We start from the raw sequence: 21,907 nt of genomic DNA, 5'->3' as shown, positions 1-21,907 counted from the left end.
ATTTCTTTTAATTTTTAACATATTTTGTTTAGATGCCCAAGAAAACCATCTTAATATGGAAAACCTAGATACGAGAAGCAGAGAGGAGCTGATTGTTATGGCTCAGGATATTTTAGAAGAAAAGTATCCGGAAATAGCTATAGATTATAGTGATTTTTATATCAGCGTTTGGAAAGACACTTATGGAGTTACCAAAGGTTTTTTCCGAAGGGGTGTGCGCTATATATCTAACCCTATAAAAAGCACCACATATGATATCACCGTAAACTTACATACCAAGGAAATAAACCCTTTAGATGATTCAGAAACAGGGCTATGGCTGGCATCTACGGAGGAAGAAGAAGTTATTGCTGAATTAAAGGAAAAGAACTTTTTGCCTGAAGAGATACAGGCAGATATAGAGTATAGTATTGCGGAGAATGAGGAGTACTATTTGATTTCTTGTTTTAACGATGTTCCACATATTGATAAAGGCTTTCTCAATAACGAAGAGGAAAAGCCCTATTTGGAAAAAACATTAATTAGTAAAAAAAGCGGAAAAACCTTAAGGTTTAAAGGAACAAACCCTTTTTATTATCTTACCCAGCGCACATTTAAACATTATTACAATAAAGACCTATACATTATTCTAAATGAGGAAGGTGAGATGTCGGGCCATGTTGGGGAATTAGTGAAAATCGCCTCATCTATCTTAGCTGTTAAACAGCCACACTTGAAAATAGACCCGAAAGACTTTGACATTGTAATCTTGGGTAATTATAAAGATATCATTGTAAAATATAGGCGCAATGTTAGGTTCAAAAACAGGAATGAAAAAAGGGTTTATGATCTTGCTGTCAATATTATCACTAAAGAAATATTTCCTTTTGACTCATCTGATGTAGCTTTTTACACGCCGACCAAAGCGGATTTTGATCTTATACATTCAGTACAAGATATTATACCTCTTCCTTTGGGACCCAAAATGGAACACACCGTTTCAGAAAATGATGATTATTTCTTTATCGTCAGTATTTCAGAAGAATCGGTCAAAAGATATTTTATTGACAAAAAGACTCATGAAGTCATTTTTGATTATGAGTCTTACAATTTACCCGTCAATAATCGTGAGGATATTTCCTTAAAGGAGCAGTATGCAAGAATGAATGGCTTTTTCCCTATTAAACCTGAATACAGCAAGCCTTTAACAGATATGGCTTTGGGTATCTTGAAGGAGGTTATTTCCGGAATTAACGTAGACGACTATATCATAAAATCAGAATCCAGCAAAGACGAGGTAAAAGTCAAATTTAAAAGGTTGGTTAAATTCGTCCCATTAAGGCATAGTGAAAAGGATGGTTATCAATATGATTTTGTGGTGAATTTGGTTACCCAGACGATAGGGCAAAACTTATCTAAGCTTTATTTTCCTACAAAAGAAGACGCCGAGACCATAAAGTTTCTAAAAGCCAAACTTTTAGAATATATAAAAGACCCTGAAGAAATAGCTTATCCTATAGAAATAGTTGAAAAGACCGAATGTTTTATTATTACCACTTCGGATGCACATAATATTAAAGAGGGAACCATAAGTCATTACCGTTTGGATAAAAAGTCAGCAACAATGGAAACAGTTACCTCCCCTTCCGACTTTTTCCCAACACCGGCACCTTATCCTGGTACTTTTATTGAGGTTAAATGATCAATGGCTAAGCACATTGAGGCGATTTTTTTAAATGTAATTTGCTATGATAAATTTTTTTAAGAAACTGTTTAGTAAAAGCCAGAAGCAAGCCCCACAAGACTTTACTGAGGAAGAGTATGAACAAGGTTATGACCTAAAATCAAAAGGACTTGAAAATGTACTTGGGCGCATGCACAATTTAGTTGGGCATGCACTAATTCCGTTTTCAGTTGGTGGTGCAGTTGATATGTATTATTTCCTAAACCATATAAAAGGGACTGGTTTTGCAACTATGGAGCTTTTAGAGCCGGATGGAACAGGCCCTCTTCCAAATCGACTGGGCACTTATGAGCTTGTTGCATTTACCAAACACGAATACGATAATAACGAAGATTCTAAAGGAGCATTTAATATTATTGAAAGAAAAATATGTGGTTTATTTACTGCCATTGGGTTTTATTCCAGGGAGGCAGTATTAAACCCGTATGACACATGTGAGTTGCCAAACGGAGACGGGAAAGAGAACACTTGTTTGTTGTTTGACTTGTATGAACCCGGCAGTAAGAAATTTAAAGTTGGTGATAGACAGCATCATTTACTGTTGTGCTTACAGATTTTTAAAAGTGAAATGGACTTTGCAAGGGGAAACGGTAGTGAACAACTAATCGATCTCCTAAAGCAGGCTGGACACTACCCATACAGTGACCTAGAAAGGCAGCCTGTGGTATAAATATTTCACTAATAGTTCCCTGTAGGGCTAAAATGAAAAATTATAAAAAAGAGGTTTTGATCAATATTTGCTACACTAAACTTGTGTACGGAAGGATCAGTAAAAAATTGAGTACCAGTTTGTCAAAAGACGAGATTGAAAAGATGATACTCGACGTGCTTGGTGCAACAGATGAGTCGCAGTTTCAGAAAAGAGGGAAAAACATTTATATCACCAACTACGAAAGAAGTTTGAGAATTACGGTTAACTCATTTACTTATAGAATTATTACGGTGGATGCGTTAAACAAAAGAGCACGATTGCCTACCTAAAGAAGGTGTGAATTAAATTTTTACCTTATATTGCCATGTAATGACTTACTAACCAGCATTGAGATGAAATATAAAGTTCTGCAATTAATCTTCTTGTCCTTTTTGTCCGTTCAAATGGCTCAAGCTCAGGAGTGGGAGTGTGATTTATTGAATAAAGGGGTTGACTTTGTTCAGCATGAGAAGTTTGATAGTGCATTGTATGTATGGAAGAAAGTTGTTCGGGAATACCCTGATACTTCTAATTGTTATGGAAGAAGCTTTAACAATATTCCAGTAGTTTACGCTCAGATTGGTAATATTGAAAAAGCCAAAGCGTGGTACCGAAAAATCTTGGACTCCGAATTGAATGATTTGGATGAAGGAAACAGTATAATGGCTCCTTATGCCAACTACAAACACAATGCTTGCTTAAGAATGTCGCAGTTGCTTAAAGAGGAAGGTGAACTCGAAGAAAGTTTTGAATATATTGAACTAGCAGAGCACGAGTTTCCCTATCAAACCTTTAGCGCTACATCTTTTGAGAAAAGGGCTGTTCTGATCACTTATTACAAAGCAGAGTTATGGAAGCTAAAGGGGGATGAAAAAGAAGCGCTCTTTACAATGTTGGAAAAAATCTTAGACAATGATGTTTTCTTCAGAAAGCCAGATGCTGCAAGCTTTACTAATGTTGATTTTTATGCAGGACTTATTGAAGACATTATTCCCATGATCGAGGAGCATTATGGTTTTGCGGCGTTTGAAGACAAACTGAAAGATGCCATTCGCCAAGTGAAGGTGAAAAGAACCAAAGTTGGTGATGACAACTCTAAAGCTAAACTCGCAACTTTTATTTTTGAAGGGAGGAGCTTTAATATTGGGTCATCCAATAAGAAATTTAACAAAAAGAAGTTTAAGCAGAAGTTGCTGAACAACCGTTTGTTTGAGGAAATAAAAATGTAAAGTACTTGAAAAGAGTATGAGTCCTATCTGAACCTGTGCCCTATAGTATCAAATTGCTATAGGGCACAAGTTTATTAGACAACACAGTCAGGCCTTATAAATGCGTAAACTGCCTCAAGAACCTTACGTCATTCTCTGTAAATAGCCTTAAGTCCTTTATTTGGTATTTTAGCATGGTAATCCTTTCTATGCCCATACCGAAAGCAAAGCCACTGTATTTTTCAGGGTCTATACCGCAGTTTTGCAACACATTAGGGTCTACCATACCTGCACCTCCTATTTCCACCCATCCAGACTGCTTGCATATGTTGCACCCTTTGCCTTTGCAAATCAGGCAAGTAATGTCCATTTCAGCGCTCGGTTCCGTGAAAGGGAAGAAAGAAGGCCTGAACCTGACTTTAATATCCTTTCCGAACATTTCTTTTACAAAGTAATAAAGTGTTTGCTTAAGGTCAGCAAAGCTCACTTTTTCATCAATATATAAACCTTCTATTTGATGGAACACACAATGGGCACGGGCAGAAATAGCTTCGTTTCTAAATACCCTGCCCGGGGACAATGTCCTGATAGGAGGTTTTTGGTTTTCCATTACCCTAACCTGAACAGAAGACGTATGTGTCCTTAAAGTAATATCTGGTTTTCTTTCTATAAAGAAGGTGTCCTGCATTTCTCTGGCAGGATGGTTTTCAGGAAAGTTAAGGGCTGTAAAGTTGTGCCAGTCATCTTCGATCTCGGGCCCTTCAGAAAGGTTGAATCCCATGCGCGCAAATATTTCGACAATTCTTTCCTTCACAATGGTGAGCGGGTGGCGTGACCCTAAGGCATGTGGAATGGAAGGCAAGGTGAGGTCTTGGTCACTTTTTTCGCCTTTATCCCCTTGCTTTGACTGGACCTCTTGGGTGGCAGTGTCAAACTTCTCTTTAGCATAAACTTTAAGCTTGTTTAAGCTCATGCCAACTTCCTTTTTTTGCTCGCGGGGAACGCTCTTTAATTCATCAAACAAAGAAGTTAGTTTACCCTTTTTACTAATAAAGGCCAAACGGAACGCTTCGAGTGATTTTTCATCTTTAATATCAAAAGCTTCAGCCTCTTTTTGCAACTGAGAAATTTTATCAAGCATAACTTTTCATGAATTAGCCCGACAAATTTACAGGATTATTTTCAGAAACAGGCTTAAAAGTACTGGAAATTGCAAAATTAGGCCACTGCGCTAAATGCATGATTTGCTTTGTTTGATGAAATTTTCTAAGCAGCATTAATATTGCAAGGAGGCAGGTGAGGTTCAATTCTGTAATAAGCAATAGGGCTTGTCGTGCAATAGCAGTTCCTATTGCATAGCTGTGTGAACAAACCCTATTGCGTTTTTTATTCAAGAAAAGCCCTAAACTCAGTTTTTCTAAAATGAGTATCCTACTGATAGGCCAACCCTTAAGTTAAAGCCGGAGAAAGGCCCTCCATCAAACTCCACGTTTTCCATGCCTTCTTCATACCTGAAAGTTCCAATATCGATTGCCGGCCCTAAGAAAGCATCCAAAGCGAACCTGTCAGCAATTTTAAACTGGTATCCGCCAACTACACCACCGCCAAAGGTGTTCATCAAAGAGCTGATGTTCGCTTCCTGTATGTGGCGTGTTACTTCAAGTTGCTGATATCTGAAGAAAGGTGCTACGTAAAGTCCTTCATTATATGTTTCTTCGCTTGTTAAATAGTACCTGAATTCTGGCGTTATACCATATCCTCTCCAGCTAGAGCCGGTGAGTGAGTAGCCTGTATAAAATAGGCCAATCTGGGCACTCATATTTGTAGTAATCCCTCTTTCATAAAACCCGGATATTGAACTTACAAATGGACTTAATGTATTGAATTTGACAGTGTTTCGTCTTTCTGGTATTTCCAGCGCTTGCCTTTCCTCTTCGTCTAGCTCTTCGATTTCTTCATCTTCAAGCTCTTCAACGTCTTCTTCTTCCAGCGCTTCTATTTCCTCGTCGTTATCTTGAAACAGTTCATTGTCTTCTTGGGCAAATCCCTTGTTAATTAAGCATACTACCAACCCTGCTACCAACAAATATCTTCTCATAATTCATTTCCTCTTTTAGCCTTCCTATTAAATATTACCCTTGGTATGTAGAAAAGTTTACATTTGTCAGGTTTAAAAATGACATTTTGCATAGGTTGTTCAGTAAAAATATCTGAAATTTGTTTTTGATTATGGTCAGAGAAATTTCAGCTCAGATAAAAAAAGAGATAATGCTCGAATGGAGACAGCGTTACGCTCTAAACGGAATGCTGCTTTTTGCAGGCAGTACGGTCTTTATATGCTATTTGAGCATTGGGGTTCGGGCCGGTGATTTGTCTATTTTTACCTGGAATGCACTTCTTTGGATCATAATGCTTTTTACAGCGGTAAATGCCATTACGAAAAGCTTTATGCAAGAGCGACAAGCGAGAAATTTATATTATTATAATTTGACGAGCCCAAGGGTAATCATTCTATCTAAGATAATATATAATGTCTTGTTGATGATTATACTAGCTTTTACAGCTTACTTGTTTTACTCTTTGGTATTGGGCAATCCGGTAGAAGACTTGGGCATGTTTTTGCTTGTCCTTTTATTAGGGGCGATGTCTTTTTCTGGTACATTGACATTAATTTCAGGAATAGCATCTAAATCTGGGAACGGAAGCATGTTAATGGCTGTTCTTAGTTTTCCAGTGATAATACCCGTTTTGGTCTTATTGATAAGGTGCTCGCGCAACTCTATAGATGGCCTTGAAAGAAGTCTTATATATAATGACCTGATGATATTGGTAGCGATAAATGCAATGGTAGTGGCTGTCTCGTATTTGTTGTTCCCGTTTATCTGGAAAAGTTGATGAAAGGTTTTTGTTAAAAATACGCTGTTTAACTCTAAGGAATTTTCTTAATCTTAGAACATGAAAAAGAATTGGTGGAAAATATTGACTGTACTGCTCTTAATTTATGTAATTATAGCAGGTTTACTTTTTGAGGTACCGAGGATGGATATCCTTAATGAAACCATTAGGAATCTATATTTTCATGTTCCTATGTGGTTTGGGATGGTTATCTTACTCTTTGTTTCTGTCATTTACTCCATAAAATACTTGTTAGGGTTCCGTTCAGAACTTGATGTAAAGGCCGTAGAGTTTGCTAATACAGGGGTTTTATTTGGGATTTTGGGCATAGTCACCGGCATGATTTGGGCGCGCTATACCTGGGGCGATTATTGGAGCCGAGACCCCAAACAGGATTCTGCCGCCATCGGTTTGTTGATATACTTTGCATATTTTGTTCTTAGAGGCGCATTTAGCGATGACCAGCAGCGTGCGCGTATAAGTGCCGTTTATAATATATTTGCTTTTCCTACCTTGATCGCACTGATTTTTGTGCTGCCAAGGCTTCAAGACTCTCTGCATCCTGGCAATGGAGGTAACCCTGGTTTTAACGCTTATGATCTGGACAGTAGAATGAGAGCGATATTTTACCCTGCAGTGATAGGTTTTACCCTTTTAGGAGTATGGGTCTCTACATTAAGAATACGTTTAAAAAATATTGAATATAAACTACGCGGTATAGAATAATCATGAAAAAGTTATTGTACATAATAATGATGTTTATGCTCAGCTTTACGGCATTTGGGCAGCATCCTGGGGCAGGCGCTCCTGGTCAATCGTCTTCACATGTAGAAATGGCTGACACTTTTAGAGAAGATGGTAAGATATTTGTAGTAGTTGCTGTAATGCTGTTGATCTTTCTAGGAATAGCGCTTTATCTGTTCATTCTGGACAGAAGGATCAGCAAGGTTGAAAAGAACGTCGATAACCCCGAATACGTATGAAAAAGTCTCATATTCTTGCCGTTGTAATTATTGGTATAGCTATTTCTATAATAGTTTCTACCTCTGGAAACACTAGCCAATATGTAGATTTCGGCGAAGCTTTTGCTTTGGCTGAAAGTGGCAGTAGTGCCAAGGTGCACGTGGTTGGGCAGCTTAAGAAAGATAGTGAAGGCAACATTCAAGGCATGAAATATAGGCCTGAAATGGATCCGAACTTCTTTGAGTTTGTACTTGTAGACAATAAGAATAGGGAAACTATTGTGCAATATGGCCAACCTAAACCTCAAGATATAGAAAGGTCTGAACAGGTTGTAATTGTAGGTAGTGCAAGAGGCGATATATTTGTGGCGGATAAGATTCTTCTAAAGTGTCCGTCTAAATATGAAGAAAATGAAGTAAAAGCCGGATATTAAATAACTTAGTAAATGTTTAGATCTATTATTGGGGACGTTGGGCACTTTCTTGTCCTTACTGCGTTCCTCTCCGCCGTAATTGCAACTATTGCATTTTTCCGTTCTACTGTTCTGGAAAAATCAGCATCGTTGGATAATGAAGATAAATTAAAAAGCTGGCGATCATTTGCCAGAGTCTTTTTTTACATCCATGCCGTTGCTGTTATGGGGGTGGTGACATCACTGTATGTGATTATCAGCAACCATTATTACGAATACCATTACGCTTGGAGTCACTCTTCCCAAACACTTCCTTTTTACTACATGATTTCTGCCTTCTGGGAAGGGCAAGAGGGTAGCTTCTTGCTGTGGATGTTTTGGCATGTTTTGTTAGGGGTAGTACTTATTAAAGTCAATAAAACATGGGAAACGCCAGTAATGACCATATTCTGTGCTGTGCAGGCATTTCTGGCCTCTATGGTTATTGGTGCGGTTATTCCTTTGATAGATCTTAAAATAGGTAGTTCGCCTTTTGTCTTGTTACGAGAGCAGATGGCAGACTTGCCGGTCTTTGTCAGTAACCCTGATTTTATTCCAGAAGATGGAAGCGGGCTGAATCCGTTGCTTCAAAATATATGGATGGTTATTCACCCTCCGGTGCTTTTCCTTGGTTTTGCCGCTACTTTAGTCCCTTTTGCTTATTGTATGGCAGGACTGTGGCAAAAAAGATATAAAGAATGGATTAGGCCGGCATTGCCATGGGCGTTGTTTGCAGCTATTACTTTAGGTGCTGGTATTTTAATGGGTGGCTACTGGGCTTATGAAACACTTAACTTTGGTGGCTATTGGAACTGGGATCCGGTAGAAAATGCTGTTTACGTGCCTTGGTTGATTTTGATTGGTAGTATTCATGGAATGATTAGTTTCAAAAACAGTGGTAGCGCTTTAAAACTGTCTGTCATTCTTGTTTGTACTACTTTTATACTCATTTTATACTCTACGTTTCTGACACGTAGCGGTATATTAGGCGATGCCTCCGTACACTCTTTTACTGACCTAGGACTTAGCGGACAGTTGCTCATATACCTGTTGTTCTTTGTCTTTATATCTATCTTTATGATCGCATGGAGATGGAAAGCGCTTCCGGTTACTGAGAAAGAAACAACGGTATATTCTCGTGAATTCTGGGTCTTTGCAGGTATTTCAGTGCTTTGCCTTGCTGCATTCCAGGTTATTTACACAACTTCTATTCCTGTATTCAATGCCATCATAAAAGCTTTTGGCGGTGAGTCTAACATAGCTCCGCCAGCAGATCAGGAAATCTACTATAGCAATTGGCAGATATGGTTTGCCATTGGTATTGCCATTCTTTCTGGTATTGGACAGTTTTTCTGGTGGAAAAAAATGAACCCAGCAAAACTATGGGATGCTATTGCCATTCCTTTGATTTTGACATTGGTAGTTTCTAGTGCTATTATCTTTTTTGCAGAGCTTTCTCAGCTTTCCTACATCTTATTGACTACCGCAGCAGTCTTTTCTGTTTTGTGCAATGGCTCTATTTTATATAATGTCTTCCGAAACAACTACAAACTGGCTGGCGGTGCTTTTGCCCACATTGGTGTAGGCCTAATGCTGATAGGGATCTTGTTTTCATCAGGATACTCTAAGGTTATTTCTCTAAATAACTCAGGTATGCTTTATTCCAAAGAGTTTTCTGATCAGATGAATCAGGAAAACGTCCTTTTGTGGAGAAATGAAGCGATGCGCATGGACGACTATGAGCTTATTTACAAAGGCCCGAGGCTTGAGGTTAGAGGGATGTCTGGTTTCTTCCCTAAAAATGCCTTTGTTGAAACGATGGATGCGGATATAGTTTTGGCCAAAAAAGATATTTATAATAAGGACAAGAAGCTTTTCAGCAAAGGGGATACCGTTAACATTTATGGCGAAAACATCTATTTTGAAGTAGAGTACCGTAAAGACAATGGGCAGGTATTTACACTTTTCCCAAGAGCTCAGATAAACCCTCAGATGGGGCTTTTGGCTTCGCCTGATATTAAAAGGTATTTTGGAAAAGACCTGTATACCCACGTGTCTTCTATTCCGGTAGCAGATGATGATAAAAAGTGGAGCGAAGATCAGGACTATCACCTGCAGGTAGGCGATACTGTTGTGTGGAATGACTATATCACTGTCTTTAAAGGTGTGGATTTAGAGAAAGACCTTCCTGGACTTACGTTCAATGAAAAGGAGTTTGCCGTTAAGTCTAAACTTGCCATCTTAAAAACTGACGAGGACATTGTTGCAGAGCCTATGTTTGTTGTTAAGGATGAAATGATTGGGCAGATACCTGAAGTTTTTGAAGACCTTGGTTTAAAAATTACTCTTGTGAATGTAAATACCGAGACGGGAGAGTTCCACTTTAAGGTAAATACTACGCAAAAGGATTATATCATCTTAAAAGCCATTGAAAAACCACTTATCAATGTGCTATGGATTGGAACTCTAGTACTTATGTTGGGTATAGGTATGGCTGTTTATAGAAGGTATACTGAGTTCGCTAAAATGAGAGACAAAGGCTTGGAGTAATGCCCGCCTCATATAAAATATCTTTTGTCGGTGCCGGAAACGTAGCATGGAATCTGGCACCGGCTTTTGAAAATGCTGGTATTAAAGTAGAAGAAATATACAGCAGAAATAAAGACCATGCCCAAAACTTAACGCATAGGCTTTATGATGCCATTGCACTAGACTGTCCAGATTTTTCTTCCAGTAAATCAGATGTTATTGTTATTGCCGTACCCGACGATTACATTTCGGAAGTAGTAGCGCAATTACAAGTTCCTGACCATTCTATAGTTGTGCACACTTCAGGTACCGCTCCCCTTGAGGTACTTGATGGTATTAAGCAATTTGGTGTTATGTATCCATTGCAGACTTTTTCTAAGTCTAAGGCTGTTCAGTTGGATAATGTACCCTTTTTTTTAGAAGGGTCTGATGAGCAGGTATATGAATTAATTGAAATATTGGTAAGTGCTGTCAGTAAGCATATTTATAGAGCATCATCTGCTGACCGCCTTTCTCTGCATGTGGCAGCAGTTTTTGCCTGCAATTTTACCAATCATTTATATGGCATTTCTGATAATATACTCAAACAGGCAAACCTGCCATTTGATGTGTTGAAGCCTTTGATTGCAGAAACAATGGAAAAGGCTTTTCTTTTATCTCCTGCCGAAGCGCAAACAGGGCCAGCCGTTCGCAAAGATGTGAAAACGTTGGAGAAGCACCTTTCTTATTTATCAGGCCAGCCGGCGTTGAAAGACCTTTATAAAATTTTGACCAAACGATTATTGAGAAAGGAGTAATTTTCTCCTACATTTACTGTAAATCCTATTATTATGGCTGATTTCAGTAAAATCTCTACCTTTATTCTTGATGTTGACGGTGTGTTAACAGACGGCAGCGTTGTGTCTTATGCTAATGGCGAGCATGCACGTAGGTTCTATATTAAGGATGGCTATGCTTTAGAAAAAGCTGTCCAGAACGGATATAACATTATTATTATTACTGGTGGTTTTGAAGAAGGGGTCAAAAACAGGTTAACGTTTCTCGGCATTAGGGATATTTTCATGGGTGTAAAGGATAAGATTAAGGTCTTTAATGAATATATTAAAGGTAAGAAAATAGATAATGAGTCCATCCTCTATATGGGCGATGATATTCCTGACTATAAAATGTTGAAACTGGCAGGGCTGCCAACTTGCCCTAATGATGCAGCAGAAGACATTAAACCTATTTGTTCCTACATCAGCCCAAAAGATGGCGGTAGAGGAGCTGTGCGCGATGTAATAGAAAAAGTCATGAAAGCGCAAGGTAAATGGACACCTGAAAACTGGTAGTTGCTGGACAAAGCTCTGTTGCGCCATATGGAAAATAGTTGACCTATACATATATATATGATTTTTGGGGAAAGCTTATCTAAAATTTTCAGGTTTCTTTTACTAGATTGTTTTATGTTGTAATTTAAGATCGAAAATCATTTCCTTAAAAATAGGGCTGCAAGAGACTCATGAAAAATAACTTACTTAAACATCTAAGATATGTACTTAGAGTTATTTATCGTCTCGTGCGTTTGCAGAACCTTGTTATTATAGCCCTTAGTCAGTATTTTGTTGCCCTTTTTATAGTAGGAAAATACCTTCCGCACTTAGAAACGTTGTTTTCTTTTGATTTATTCATTTTGGTATGTTCTACGGTATCAATAGCTGCGGGAGGGTATATTATCAATGATTATTATGATGTAAAAATAGACATCATAAACAAGCCTCAGAAAGTTGTAGTTGGCAGGTACCTAAATCGCCGAATAGCCATGGTGGCCCACTTGGGGTTTACTGTAGCAGGGGTGCTTTTGGGGGCAGCTTTAAATTGGAGAATCATGCTTATTAATATAGCTTGCGGGGGTGCTCTATGGTTATACTCCAATGAGCTGAAGCGTCAGCCGTTTAGCGGCAATTTTGTGGTAGCTTTATTGACAGGGGTAGCCGTCGTTTTGCCATCGTACTATTTTCAGGCTGGGCTGGCGCATGCACTGGTTTATGGAGGTTTTGCATTTTTTATATCTTTGATACGTGAAATTGTTAAAGATATGGAAGATGCAAGGGGAGATGCCTCTTTTGGCTGCAAAACACTTCCTGTTTTGTGGGGGATAAGGCGTACCAGAAATTTCATTTTCATAATTTCCGGAATTTTTCTTTCCTTTATACTTTATGCTTCGTTTTTTATCAGCAGTCAACTATTTGTAGCGCTGATTGTTTTGGTAATTTTTCCTGTAAGCTACCTGCTGTATCAGTTGTCAAATGCTGATACTATCAAAGAATTTCATAAAGTTAGCGTCTTGTGTAAGATTATTATGCTTTCAGGACTTGCGGGCATGATATTTATATAAATAGAATAATTATATTTGTCTTTTGAATATTTTCGTGAAAGACTCTCAGATAAACATCGCTGTATTTTGTTCCGGCTCAGGAAGCAATGCTCAAAAAATTTTTGAATATTTCCGTGACAGGAAAGATGTGAACATAGTAGCTACTATGTGTAATAAAAAGGATGCATATGCTTTAGAACGTGCAAAAAAGTTTAATATCCCGACACGGGTTTTTAACAAAGAAGAATTTGCTCATAGTGACGTAATTGTCAATGAGCTCAAAGCATTAAAAACCGATTGGGTAATTCTTGCCGGTTTTTTGTGGCTAATACCTGATAGGCTTTTAGAGGCTTTTCCTGGTAAAATCATCAATATCCATCCTGCACTTTTGCCTGCTTATGGTGGCAAAGGTATGTATGGAATGTATGTACACCAGGCTGTGCTGGATGCTAAAGAAAAGCAAACTGGTATAACCGTACATTACATAAATGAAAATTACGACGAGGGGGAAATTATTTTTCAGGCGGCTTGCGACATAGGAGACTGTTATTCTCCAGAAATGGTCGCCAAAAAAGTACAGTCCCTTGAGCATCAACACTACCCAAGAATCATTGACGAATTAATAACCCAAAGTATAAAAGGATAAGAGTAATGGAATCCAAAAAAATCAAATCTGCATTAATTTCTGTATTCTACAAAGATGGCCTGGAATCACTGGTACGTTTGTTGAATGAAAATGGCGTCAAAATATACTCTACAGGAGGTACCCAAAAGTTTATTGAAGAGCTGGGCGTGGAAGTAACAGCGGTTGAAGACTTGACTAGTTACCCTTCAATTTTTGGAGGCAGGGTCAAAACGCTTCACCCTAAAGTTTTTGGTGGCATCCTGCATAGGAGAGACCTTGAGAACGATAAGAAACAAGCTGCAGAGTTTGATATTCCTGAAATTGACTTGGTTATTGTGGATCTATATCCTTTTGAGGAAACAGTGGCTTCTGGAGCATCAGATGATCAAATCATCGAAAAAATAGATATTGGAGGTATTTCGCTAATCCGGGCAGCGGCCAAGAACTATAAGGATGTGGTAATATTATCTTCAAGAAACCACTACTCGGTGTTGGAAGATGTTTTGCGCGAAAAAAATGGTGCTACAGACCTATCTGACAGGAAAATGTTCGCTGCACTTGCATTTGACACTTCTTCTCATTATGACTCTGCTATTTATCAATATTTTACCAAAGATATAGACCTGCCATCTTTCAAAAGCAGTATTCAAACTACCGGCATGCTTAGGTATGGCGAAAATCCGCATCAAAATGGGTATTACTATGGTAACCTAAGTGAAATGTTTGAGAAACTCAACGGTAAGGAATTGTCGTATAACAATCTAGTTGATATGGATGCAGCAGTTGCCTTAATAGATGAGTTTGAGGAAACGGCTTTTGCTATTCTTAAACATACCAATGCATGTGGAGTGGCATTGGGCAGTACAGTGAAAGAAGCTTATTTAAAGGCATTGGCCGCTGATCCTATCTCTGCTTTTGGAGGTGTCCTTGTGACAAATGGGCCAGTGGATATGGCTGCTGCCGAAGAGTTGAACAAACTTTTCTGCGAAGTTTTAATAGCCCCATCTTTCGCTGATGATGCTTTGGAGCTTCTGAAGTCTAAGAAAAACAGAATCATATTAAAAAGAAAAGACGTACAGCTTCCAAAGGTGCAGTTCAAGAGCTTGTTGAACGGTGTTATTCAGCAGGACAAAGACTTGAAGACAGAGAAGGTTTCTGACCTTAGGACGGTAACCATTGCTTCTCCTTCAGATGCAGAGAAAAAGGCTTTGATATTTGCTGCTAAGATTTGTAAACACACGAAGTCCAATGCCATTGTTCTTGCTACCGAAGATCAGTTAATTTCCAGTGGTGTGGGTCAAACCTCCAGGGTAGATGCTTTGAAACAAGCCATTGAAAAGGCAGAAGGATTTGGCTTTAAGTTAGACAGCAAAGTAGTTATGGCTTCTGATGCATTTTTCCCATTTCCTGACTGTGTAGAAATTGCCTTCAATTCAGGCATTAAAGCAGTAATTCAACCTGGGGGATCAGTAAAAGATCAAGAATCTATAGATTTTTGTAACCTTAGAGGCATGGCAATGGTATTTACAGGTCTGAGACATTTTAAACATTAATACAGATTGAATATATTTGATCTTTGGGCGTTTTATAAAAAACAGTTTGTAAATATGCTGTTTTTGAAACTAATTTTTGATTTTTATCATTTGACAGAGGTATAACCTTATCCTTAAAGTAGAATAAAACATGGGTTTATTTGATTTTTTTACCAGTGACATAGCCATAGATCTAGGTACAGCCAATACCTTAATTATCCATAAAGATAAGATCGTAGTTGATGAGCCGTCTATAATTGCTCTGGATAAAGTTTCGGGCAAAGTGCTGGCCATAGGGCGTGAGGCGATGCAAATGCACGAAAAGACGCATGAGAACATCAAGACCATCCGTCCACTTAAAGATGGAGTGATTGCTGACTTCCATGCTGCCGAGCATATGATCAGGGGCATGATCAAAATGATTGACAGCAATAAAAAGCTTGTTGGCGCTACTTCTCATCGTATGGTCATATGTATCCCTTCGGGTATTACTGAAGTTGAGAAAAGAGCTGTTCGCGACTCTGCTGAGCATGCCGGGGCTAAAGAGGTGTATATGATTCACGAGCCAATTGCTGCGGCCATTGGTTTGGGCATTGACATTGAGCAGCCTATGGGTTCTATGATTGTTGATATTGGAGGGGGTACAACAGAGATTGCGGTTATTGCACTTTCTGGTATTGTGTGTGAACAGTCTATACGTGTGGCAGGTGATGTCTTTAACAAAGATATTCTCGACTATATGAGAAGACAGCACAACCTTCTGATTGGTGAGCGTTCTGCCGAGCGGGTCAAGATCGAAGTGGGATCTGCCCTGACAGAACTTGATACGCCACCTGAGGATTATGAAATTCGTGGCCGTGACTTGATGACAGGAATTCCTAAGGTAATCAAAGTTAGCTATTCTGAGATCGCTTTTGCTTTAGATAAATCCATCTCTAAGATAGAGGAGGCTGTTTTGAAGGCGTTGGAGATTTCACCGCCAGAATTGTCTGCAGATATTTATGACAATGGAATACATCTTACCGGTGGAGGTGCGTTATTAAGAGGGCTGGATAAGCGCCTTGCACTGAAAACTAAGCTCCCAATACATGTGGCCGAAGATCCACTGAGAGCTGTCGTGCGCGGTACGGGGATAGCTATTAAAGATATTAATAGCTATAAAGCAGTATTGATGTCATAAAATCTCTTAATGCATAGTTTATTTCAATTCTTTTATCGGCACAGGTCTTTTCTGTTTTTCCTTGCATTGGAAACGTTTTGCCTGTGGCTGATAGTGAAGCATAATGGTTATCAAGGAGCTTCGTTCTTTAATACATCTAATTATTATGCCGGTCAGGTGCTTTCTGCCAGAAATAACGTGGCCGGCTATTTTAAGCTTACGGATGTAAATAGAAACATGGCTTACGAAAATGCACAATTGAGAGAACTATTGATTCGCTATCAGCAATCCGAACAGAACACTTCTTTAGATACCGTTGATTTTTTGCGAGAAAATCAATTTAGTTTTATCCCTGCCAAGGTAATCAACAATTCTGTGGCCAGGGCCAATAACTTTATTACCTTGAATAAAGGTGCTAAAGATGGCATTAAGCCTGATATGGGTGTGATAGCTGCCGGTGGTGTAGTGGGAAGGGTAAAAGCTGTTTCTAATAACTTCTCTACTGTAGTCTCTCTCCTGAACTCAGGCATGAAAGTGGCCTCTAAGATCAAAGGTAAAAATATTGATTGTACTGTTGAGTGGGATGGCGCTGACCCTGCCGTTGCCAATCTTTTGTATGTTGTGAGGCACCATAAAATCTCTGTCGGAGATACTATCGTGACTTCCGAATATAATGCCATATACCCCGCTGGTGTCATGATAGGTACTATAGAGGACTTCAAGTTAGATCAAGGCAGGAGCGATTATGATATCCGGGTCAGGCTCTCTGTAGATTTTACTAAACTATCTTATGTTTATGCTATTGATAATTCCCTAAGACAGGAAAGGGATTCTCTGGAATTGATATCAAGGCCAAAAGAAGGCAAATAAATGAAATCTCAAAATACGCTTAAGTACTTTTTATATTTTCTCCTGTTTGCAGGTTTACAGGTTGTACTTTTTCTCAATGTTTCCTTGTTCAATGTGGCATTCTGCTTTGTCTATATAGGTTTTATACTGCTGTTGCCTATAGAAACTTCAAAGGTGGTGCAGATGCTCTCTGCCTTTGCCATTGGTCTGGTCGTTGATATTTTTTATGACACTTTGGGAATTCATGCTGCTGCTTCTGTGTTAATAGCCTATATCAGGGCGCATGTCATAAATTTGCTTACGCCAAGAGGTGGATATGATACAGGAATAGAAATTTCTGTGCAATCTCTCGGCTTTCAGTGGTTTATTACCTATGCGGGTATATTGGTTTTTACCCATCATTTTGCCCTGTTTTTCCTTGAAGTACTTAGCATTTCCAATTTTGGAAGAATATTATTAAAAACTTTTGCCAGTAGTATCTTTACAGTATTTGTAATTACGTTATTACAGTACTTGTTCAAAAGTCCGAAACGAATCTGATGTTTGAAAACCGGAAAATAGTTGTACAGGGAATATTTGTTCTGGTAGGTCTAGTCTATATCATCAAACTTTTGTCATTGCAGATGTTTGACGATAACTATAAGATGAAAGCCCAGAAAAATATTAAACGCCGTATCGTAGAGTACCCTTACAGGGGACTTATTTATGATCGAAACGGTAAAGAGCTTGTATATAACAATCCGGTGTTTGACCTGATGGTCGTTCCTAGAGAGGTGAAAGACCTTGACACCACAGCTTTTTGCAGGTTATTCAAGTTGACCAAAGAAGAGTTTGAAGTGAAGATGAAAGATGCTGTGACTCCTCCTAAAGGATCTTGGTCTAAGCCTTGGCCGTTTATCAAACAGCTTTCAATCAAAGATTTTGCAAAAGTTCAAGACTATCTTGTAGACTTTAAAGGTTTTTATACCCAGGCCAGGACTGTTAGGTCTTATCCTCACCAAAGCTTAGCAAATGCCTTAGGGTATATCCGTGAAATTGACAAAGCACAACTTGATAGGCAGGAAGACAATTACTATTCAAGCGGTGACTATATCGGTAAGAGCGGATTGGAGTTGCATTATGAAAAACATTTGAGAGGTAGAAGAGGGGTGCGACATGTAATGGTAAATGTAAAAGGTGTAGAAAAAGGACCTTTTAAGGGCGGAATGTATGATACTTTGTCTGTACCAGGCGAAAACCTCACCGCTTCTATAGATTTGGAACTTCAGAAATACGGTGAGAAGTTGATGAGGAATAAAAGAGGTAGTGTTGTGGCTATCGAACCTTCTACGGGCGAAATCCTTTCTTTTGTTTCTGCGCCATCTTATGATCCTAACGCCTTGACAGGCCGTAATTTTGGAGAAAACTATTTGAGGCTTGAAAGGGATACTTTGAAGCCTTTGTTTAACAGGCCTCTTATGGCCATGTATCCTCCGGGCTCTATTTTCAAGATCCCTCAGGCCCTTATTGCCATGCAAATGGGCGTGCTTAATGAAAATACCAAATATCCTTGTAATAAAGCACTGGTGAAATGTCACCCTCATGACTCTCCGGTCGACGTAATGGGATCAATACAGCACTCATGTAACCCATATTATTACCTAGTGTTTAAAAATATTCTTAATCAGGATCTTGACCCTAATAAGTATAAAGATACGGAAATCGGCTTTGACAAATGGCGTGAACATATTACCCGTTTTGGCTTTGGAAACCGCTTAGGCATTGATATTCCTAGTGAGAAACCAGGAAATATTCCTAGCAATAGTTATTATGACCGTATTTATGGTGATCTACGTTGGAAGTTTACCACTATCTATTCTCTTGGTATTGGTCAGGGTGAAATCGGAGCAGTGCCGCTGCAAATGGCTAACCTTGCTGCTATTATTGCCAATAAGGGACACTATTACACTCCGCACTTTATAAAAGCAATCGGGGAGGAAGGAAAGCCATTGGCGGAATATCGCAAGAAGCATGATACAGGAGTAGACCCGAAGCATTTTGATGTGGTAATTGACGGAATGGAAAAAGTGGTCACTTCAGGAACAGCGATGCGTTCTCGAATTAAAGGGATCCCTATGTGCGGGAAAACCGGTACAGCCCAAAACCCGCATGGCGAAGACCACTCTGTATTTATTGCATTTGCGCCAAAAGATGACCCTAAAATAGCCATTGCGGTTTTTGTTGAAAACGCAGGTTTTGGAGGTACATGGGCGGCACCAATTGCCTCTTTAATGATAGAGAAATATATTTCAGATACTATTACCAGGCCACATTTGGAGAAATATATCCTGGATAAGAAATTCTACGAAGATCAAATATTAGATATAAATTGAGAGATAATCTTTCTAAAAATATTGATTGGCTGACGATTGCACTTTATGCCACTTTTGTAACATTTGGCTGGTTCAACATATTTGCTGCCGTTTATGATCATGATGCACAAATGAGCATTTTTGATTTTTCTATTAATTCCGGAAAGCAGCTCATGTGGATCGGGATTGCTACACTGCTGATCTTTGCAATCTTTATTATTGACTATAAGTTTTATAGCTCATTTGCCTTTTTTATATACGGGGCGGTTATAGTGGTACTTGTCCTCACCTGTTTGTTTGCACCGGACATCAAGGGGTCTAGGTCGTGGCTTGTATTAGGGCCAATAAGGCTCCAGCCTGCCGAATTTGCAAAACTAGGGACTGCATTGGCCATATCCAGCTATCTGGGACAAGTCAATATGAAGCTTTCTAAGTTTAAAACACAGCGGATGGTTGCTTTCTTAATTTTGCTGCCATCTATACTTATCTTACTTCAGAATGAAACAGGAACTGTGCTGGTATTTTCAGCTTTTGTGCTGGTGTTGTATAGAGAGGGGTTGTCGCCGGTTCTATTAGTTGCCGGTATTGGCTGTGTTGTGTTGTTTGTTGTGGCCCTTGTGGTCGAAGAAAACCTTTATATTGTTTTCGCTCTGTTGGCTATGACATCCATTTTTATTATAAGCCAGTTGTATAAACTAAGAAAACGTACTTTAAAACGGCTTGTGATCAATAGGATTTTGATTGCTGCTGGCTTGGCGGTTGTTTCTATAGGGGTGGTTTATGGAACAGACTTTTTTGTCAATGATGTTTTGCAGCCTCACCAGCAGGCCCGGATTAAGGCATTGCTGGACCCTGAGTCAGACCCTCAGGGTTTTGGATGGAATGTCATTCAATCTAAAACAGCTATTGGTTCCGGTGGATTTGCAGGAAAAGGTTTTTTGCAGGGCACACAAACCAAATTTGATTTTGTGCCTGAGCAAAGTACAGACTTTATTTTTTGCACTATAGGCGAGGAACATGGCTGGATCGGAAGCAGTCTCCTCATTGCTTTATATGTAGTGTTCTTGTGCCGTTTGGTTTTTCTTGCAGAACGGCAAAAGGATAAGTTTTCCAGGATATTTGGATATTCCGTAGCATCTATTATCTTTTTCCATTTTATGGTAAACATAGGTATGACCATAGGTGTATTCCCTATTATAGGTATTCCTTTGCCTTTCTTTAGTTACGGGGGATCTTCACTGCTTTCTTTTACCATGCTCTTGTTTATCTTCTTGAAGCTGGATTCACATAGGAAACAAGTGTTGAGCCATTAAACCTCAAAGCGTAACTGGATCAGCTTCAGGAATTCCTGAAGTTCTTCGGGCTCTTCTTTCCAATTGTACTTTTCAGCAAAGGTGCCATAAAGCATATCTTTTGCATCAGCATAAGAGTCGGCGGCCTCTATGATGTCTATGGACTTGTTGAATGCGTCTTGATCATTACCGAAAAGGCTTCCTGCGAACAGGAAACGCTGGTTTAAAGTGATGTAGCTCCTAAACTGGCGTAGCTTGTTTTTTCTAAAAGTTTCCGCCAGGGAGTTTTCTTCCCTTTTTTTAAACAGGTCGTTTAATGTAGCCGGCTCTTCTGTGGCTTTTTGCTCTGGTTCTGTTTGCTTGGCAACTGTTTCCTCTGCCGGCTTTTCAGAAGTATCTGTTTGTTTAGGTGTAGGGGCTTCTTGTGGCACTTCTGTTGTTGGTTGTGGAGGCGTTTCTTCGACAGACTTTTCTGGTAACTTCATGCTGATTACCGGACTGCTGCTCTCCACTTTTGGCTTTATAGCCACATCTTCAATCTCTATTTTTAAAAGTTTTGAAAAGCCGTTCAACGTTTTTTCAGCGTCCTGGGCACTGACAGTTCCTGAAGCCTCTTTGATTATTTGCGCCGTCTCCTTACCTGAAAGGTCGTTTTTGCCTGACTGCTCAACTCTTGTCAAAATATCATGAAAAAAGTCGGTATTGATCTTAAAGTATTTTGCTTCTTTTCGGATGTCGTTTGGTGAAACAGTTTTTCTTGAGGAAAAGTACTCCTGCAAGTACTCTGAAGGCTCTAGCGCATAAAACAATGTATCATAGATAGCTTTGCTGAGCAATGGTCTGAAAAATTCACGCTTAATGCTGATGTTATTGCTCAATTGTATGAGCAGGTTGGCCAAGGCTTCTTTAACAGCTTTGTCCTCATAGTTGAAGTAAGGGCTGCGCAATTTATCTTCTTCATCTTTCCAGCGCCCAAAAAGCGTTTTTAGGATAAAAAAATTGAGCTGCTCTATTGCGGTAAGTGAAATGATTTCCTTACCAGTAATCTCACTTTTTTTGGAAAAATATTCCGTAGTAATCTTCTCTGCTAATGCCAAGCTGTAGGAATGTAGCTGCTCCTTATTGATCATAATTTGTCCTTATCCTCTTTTTTTGAAAATTTACAGTTAAATTAGTAAAAAGTTATATAATCGCCTTCAAATAAAGGTGTTTTTTAAGTTAAGTATACCTTTTTCCATAATATTTAAGTTGGTTTTTAGTTATAGGGAACGAGGTAGAATGTA

Annotated in this window: 22 protein-coding genes; 19 read left to right on the top strand and 3 right to left on the bottom strand. The window is 39.0% G+C overall.

Features of this window, described 5'->3' with window-relative positions; genetic code table 11:
* Positions 1 to 55 precede the first annotated feature (55 nt).
* The 4 genes from RCC89_00790 (at position 56) to RCC89_00775 (ending at position 3,643) form a co-directional block, all read left to right on the top strand.
* Positions 56 to 1,681 carry a hypothetical protein gene (locus tag RCC89_00790; protein WMJ71712.1) on the top strand — a complete coding sequence of 542 codons (1,626 nt, stop codon included), beginning with the start codon at positions 56 to 58 and terminating at the stop codon, positions 1,679 to 1,681.
* A gap of 46 nt (positions 1,682 to 1,727) precedes the next feature.
* Positions 1,728 to 2,393 (top strand): hypothetical protein, encoded by a 666-nt coding sequence (locus RCC89_00785; GenBank protein WMJ71711.1) that lies wholly within the window; start codon positions 1,728 to 1,730, stop codon positions 2,391 to 2,393.
* Between the two features lie 32 nt (positions 2,394 to 2,425).
* Positions 2,426 to 2,704: a DUF3781 domain-containing protein gene (locus RCC89_00780; GenBank protein ID WMJ71710.1), complete on the top strand. Its 279-nt coding sequence runs from the start codon at positions 2,426 to 2,428 to the stop codon at positions 2,702 to 2,704.
* Between the two features lie 63 nt (positions 2,705 to 2,767).
* A complete protein-coding gene (locus tag RCC89_00775; protein ID WMJ71709.1) occupies positions 2,768 to 3,643 on the top strand; it encodes a hypothetical protein in 876 nt (291 codons plus the stop codon).
* 94 nt (positions 3,644 to 3,737) lie between these two features.
* Here the strand turns inward: RCC89_00775 and pheS are convergent, their stop codons facing one another.
* Together pheS and RCC89_00765 are read right to left on the bottom strand one after the other, a co-directional pair.
* Positions 3,738 to 4,763, bottom strand: a complete 1,026-nt coding sequence (gene pheS, locus RCC89_00770) for a phenylalanine--tRNA ligase subunit alpha (GenBank protein ID WMJ71708.1) — start codon at positions 4,761 to 4,763, stop codon at positions 3,738 to 3,740.
* Positions 4,764 to 5,039: 276 nt separating this feature from the next.
* Positions 5,040 to 5,720 carry a DUF3575 domain-containing protein gene (locus RCC89_00765; protein ID WMJ71707.1) on the bottom strand — a complete coding sequence of 227 codons (681 nt, stop codon included), beginning with the start codon at positions 5,718 to 5,720 and terminating at the stop codon, positions 5,040 to 5,042.
* Positions 5,721 to 5,851: 131 nt separating this feature from the next.
* On the opposite strand from RCC89_00765, the gene RCC89_00760 reads away from it, so the two are divergent.
* The 15 genes from RCC89_00760 to rodA all read left to right on the top strand — a co-directional run bounded on the left by RCC89_00760 (position 5,852) and on the right by rodA (position 20,645).
* Positions 5,852 to 6,517, top strand: a complete 666-nt coding sequence (locus RCC89_00760; protein WMJ71706.1) for a heme exporter protein CcmB — start codon at positions 5,852 to 5,854, stop codon at positions 6,515 to 6,517.
* Between the two features lie 60 nt (positions 6,518 to 6,577).
* Positions 6,578 to 7,243 carry a cytochrome c biogenesis protein CcsA gene (gene ccsA, locus RCC89_00755; protein WMJ71705.1) on the top strand — a complete coding sequence of 222 codons (666 nt, stop codon included), beginning with the start codon at positions 6,578 to 6,580 and terminating at the stop codon, positions 7,241 to 7,243.
* A gap of 2 nt (positions 7,244 to 7,245) precedes the next feature.
* On the top strand, positions 7,246 to 7,500 hold the full coding sequence (locus RCC89_00750; GenBank protein WMJ71704.1) for a CcmD family protein: 255 nt from the start codon (positions 7,246 to 7,248) through the stop codon (positions 7,498 to 7,500).
* Positions 7,497 to 7,913, top strand: a complete 417-nt coding sequence (locus tag RCC89_00745; GenBank protein ID WMJ71703.1) for a cytochrome c maturation protein CcmE — start codon at positions 7,497 to 7,499, stop codon at positions 7,911 to 7,913. The genes RCC89_00750 and RCC89_00745 overlap by 4 nt, the downstream gene beginning before the upstream one ends.
* A 12-nt stretch (positions 7,914 to 7,925) precedes the next feature.
* The gene (ccsA, locus tag RCC89_00740) at positions 7,926 to 10,481 is read left to right on the top strand and encodes a cytochrome c biogenesis protein CcsA (GenBank protein WMJ71702.1); all 2,556 of its coding nucleotides are present in this window, start codon (positions 7,926 to 7,928) and stop codon (positions 10,479 to 10,481) included.
* Positions 10,481 to 11,257 carry a DUF2520 domain-containing protein gene (locus RCC89_00735; protein WMJ71701.1) on the top strand — a complete coding sequence of 259 codons (777 nt, stop codon included), beginning with the start codon at positions 10,481 to 10,483 and terminating at the stop codon, positions 11,255 to 11,257. Before ccsA (RCC89_00740) ends, RCC89_00735 begins: the two co-directional genes overlap by 1 nt.
* A gap of 33 nt (positions 11,258 to 11,290) precedes the next feature.
* Positions 11,291 to 11,791, top strand: a complete 501-nt coding sequence (locus RCC89_00730; protein WMJ71700.1) for an HAD hydrolase family protein — start codon at positions 11,291 to 11,293, stop codon at positions 11,789 to 11,791.
* 170 nt (positions 11,792 to 11,961) lie between these two features.
* Positions 11,962 to 12,837 carry a geranylgeranylglycerol-phosphate geranylgeranyltransferase gene (locus tag RCC89_00725; protein ID WMJ71699.1) on the top strand — a complete coding sequence of 292 codons (876 nt, stop codon included), beginning with the start codon at positions 11,962 to 11,964 and terminating at the stop codon, positions 12,835 to 12,837.
* 22 nt (positions 12,838 to 12,859) lie between these two features.
* Positions 12,860 to 13,462, top strand: coding sequence for a phosphoribosylglycinamide formyltransferase (gene purN, locus RCC89_00720; protein WMJ71698.1), 603 nt, complete (start codon positions 12,860 to 12,862; stop codon positions 13,460 to 13,462).
* 5 nt (positions 13,463 to 13,467) lie between these two features.
* Positions 13,468 to 14,994 (top strand): bifunctional phosphoribosylaminoimidazolecarboxamide formyltransferase/IMP cyclohydrolase, encoded by a 1,527-nt coding sequence (gene purH / locus RCC89_00715; protein WMJ71697.1) that lies wholly within the window; start codon positions 13,468 to 13,470, stop codon positions 14,992 to 14,994.
* A 130-nt stretch (positions 14,995 to 15,124) separates the two neighbouring features.
* Complete coding sequence (locus RCC89_00710) at positions 15,125 to 16,153, top strand: rod shape-determining protein (GenBank protein WMJ71696.1); 1,029 nt, start codon at positions 15,125 to 15,127, stop codon at positions 16,151 to 16,153.
* Between the two features lie 9 nt (positions 16,154 to 16,162).
* Positions 16,163 to 17,002 carry a rod shape-determining protein MreC gene (gene mreC / locus RCC89_00705; GenBank protein ID WMJ71695.1) on the top strand — a complete coding sequence of 280 codons (840 nt, stop codon included), beginning with the start codon at positions 16,163 to 16,165 and terminating at the stop codon, positions 17,000 to 17,002.
* Entirely contained in the window at positions 17,003 to 17,521 is a 519-nt protein-coding gene (locus RCC89_00700; protein WMJ71694.1) for a Rod shape-determining protein MreD, read from the top strand.
* Complete coding sequence (gene mrdA, locus RCC89_00695) at positions 17,521 to 19,353, top strand: penicillin-binding protein 2 (GenBank protein ID WMJ71693.1); 1,833 nt, start codon at positions 17,521 to 17,523, stop codon at positions 19,351 to 19,353. Before RCC89_00700 ends, mrdA begins: the two co-directional genes overlap by 1 nt.
* On the top strand, positions 19,350 to 20,645 hold the full coding sequence (gene rodA, locus RCC89_00690; GenBank protein WMJ71692.1) for a rod shape-determining protein RodA: 1,296 nt from the start codon (positions 19,350 to 19,352) through the stop codon (positions 20,643 to 20,645). The genes mrdA and rodA overlap by 4 nt, the downstream gene beginning before the upstream one ends.
* Here rodA and RCC89_00685 read toward each other — a convergent pair.
* The gene (locus RCC89_00685; GenBank protein WMJ71691.1) at positions 20,642 to 21,754 is read right to left on the bottom strand and encodes a hypothetical protein; all 1,113 of its coding nucleotides are present in this window, start codon (positions 21,752 to 21,754) and stop codon (positions 20,642 to 20,644) included. The genes rodA and RCC89_00685 overlap by 4 nt on opposite strands.
* Positions 21,755 to 21,907 lie beyond the last annotated feature (153 nt).

Source organism: Cytophagaceae bacterium ABcell3 (assembly GCA_030913385.1).
Classification (GTDB): domain Bacteria; phylum Bacteroidota; class Bacteroidia; order Cytophagales; family Cytophagaceae; genus ABcell3.
The sequence above is the reverse complement of the archived record's forward strand: the minus strand, read 5'-3'. Positions and strand labels throughout refer to the sequence as shown.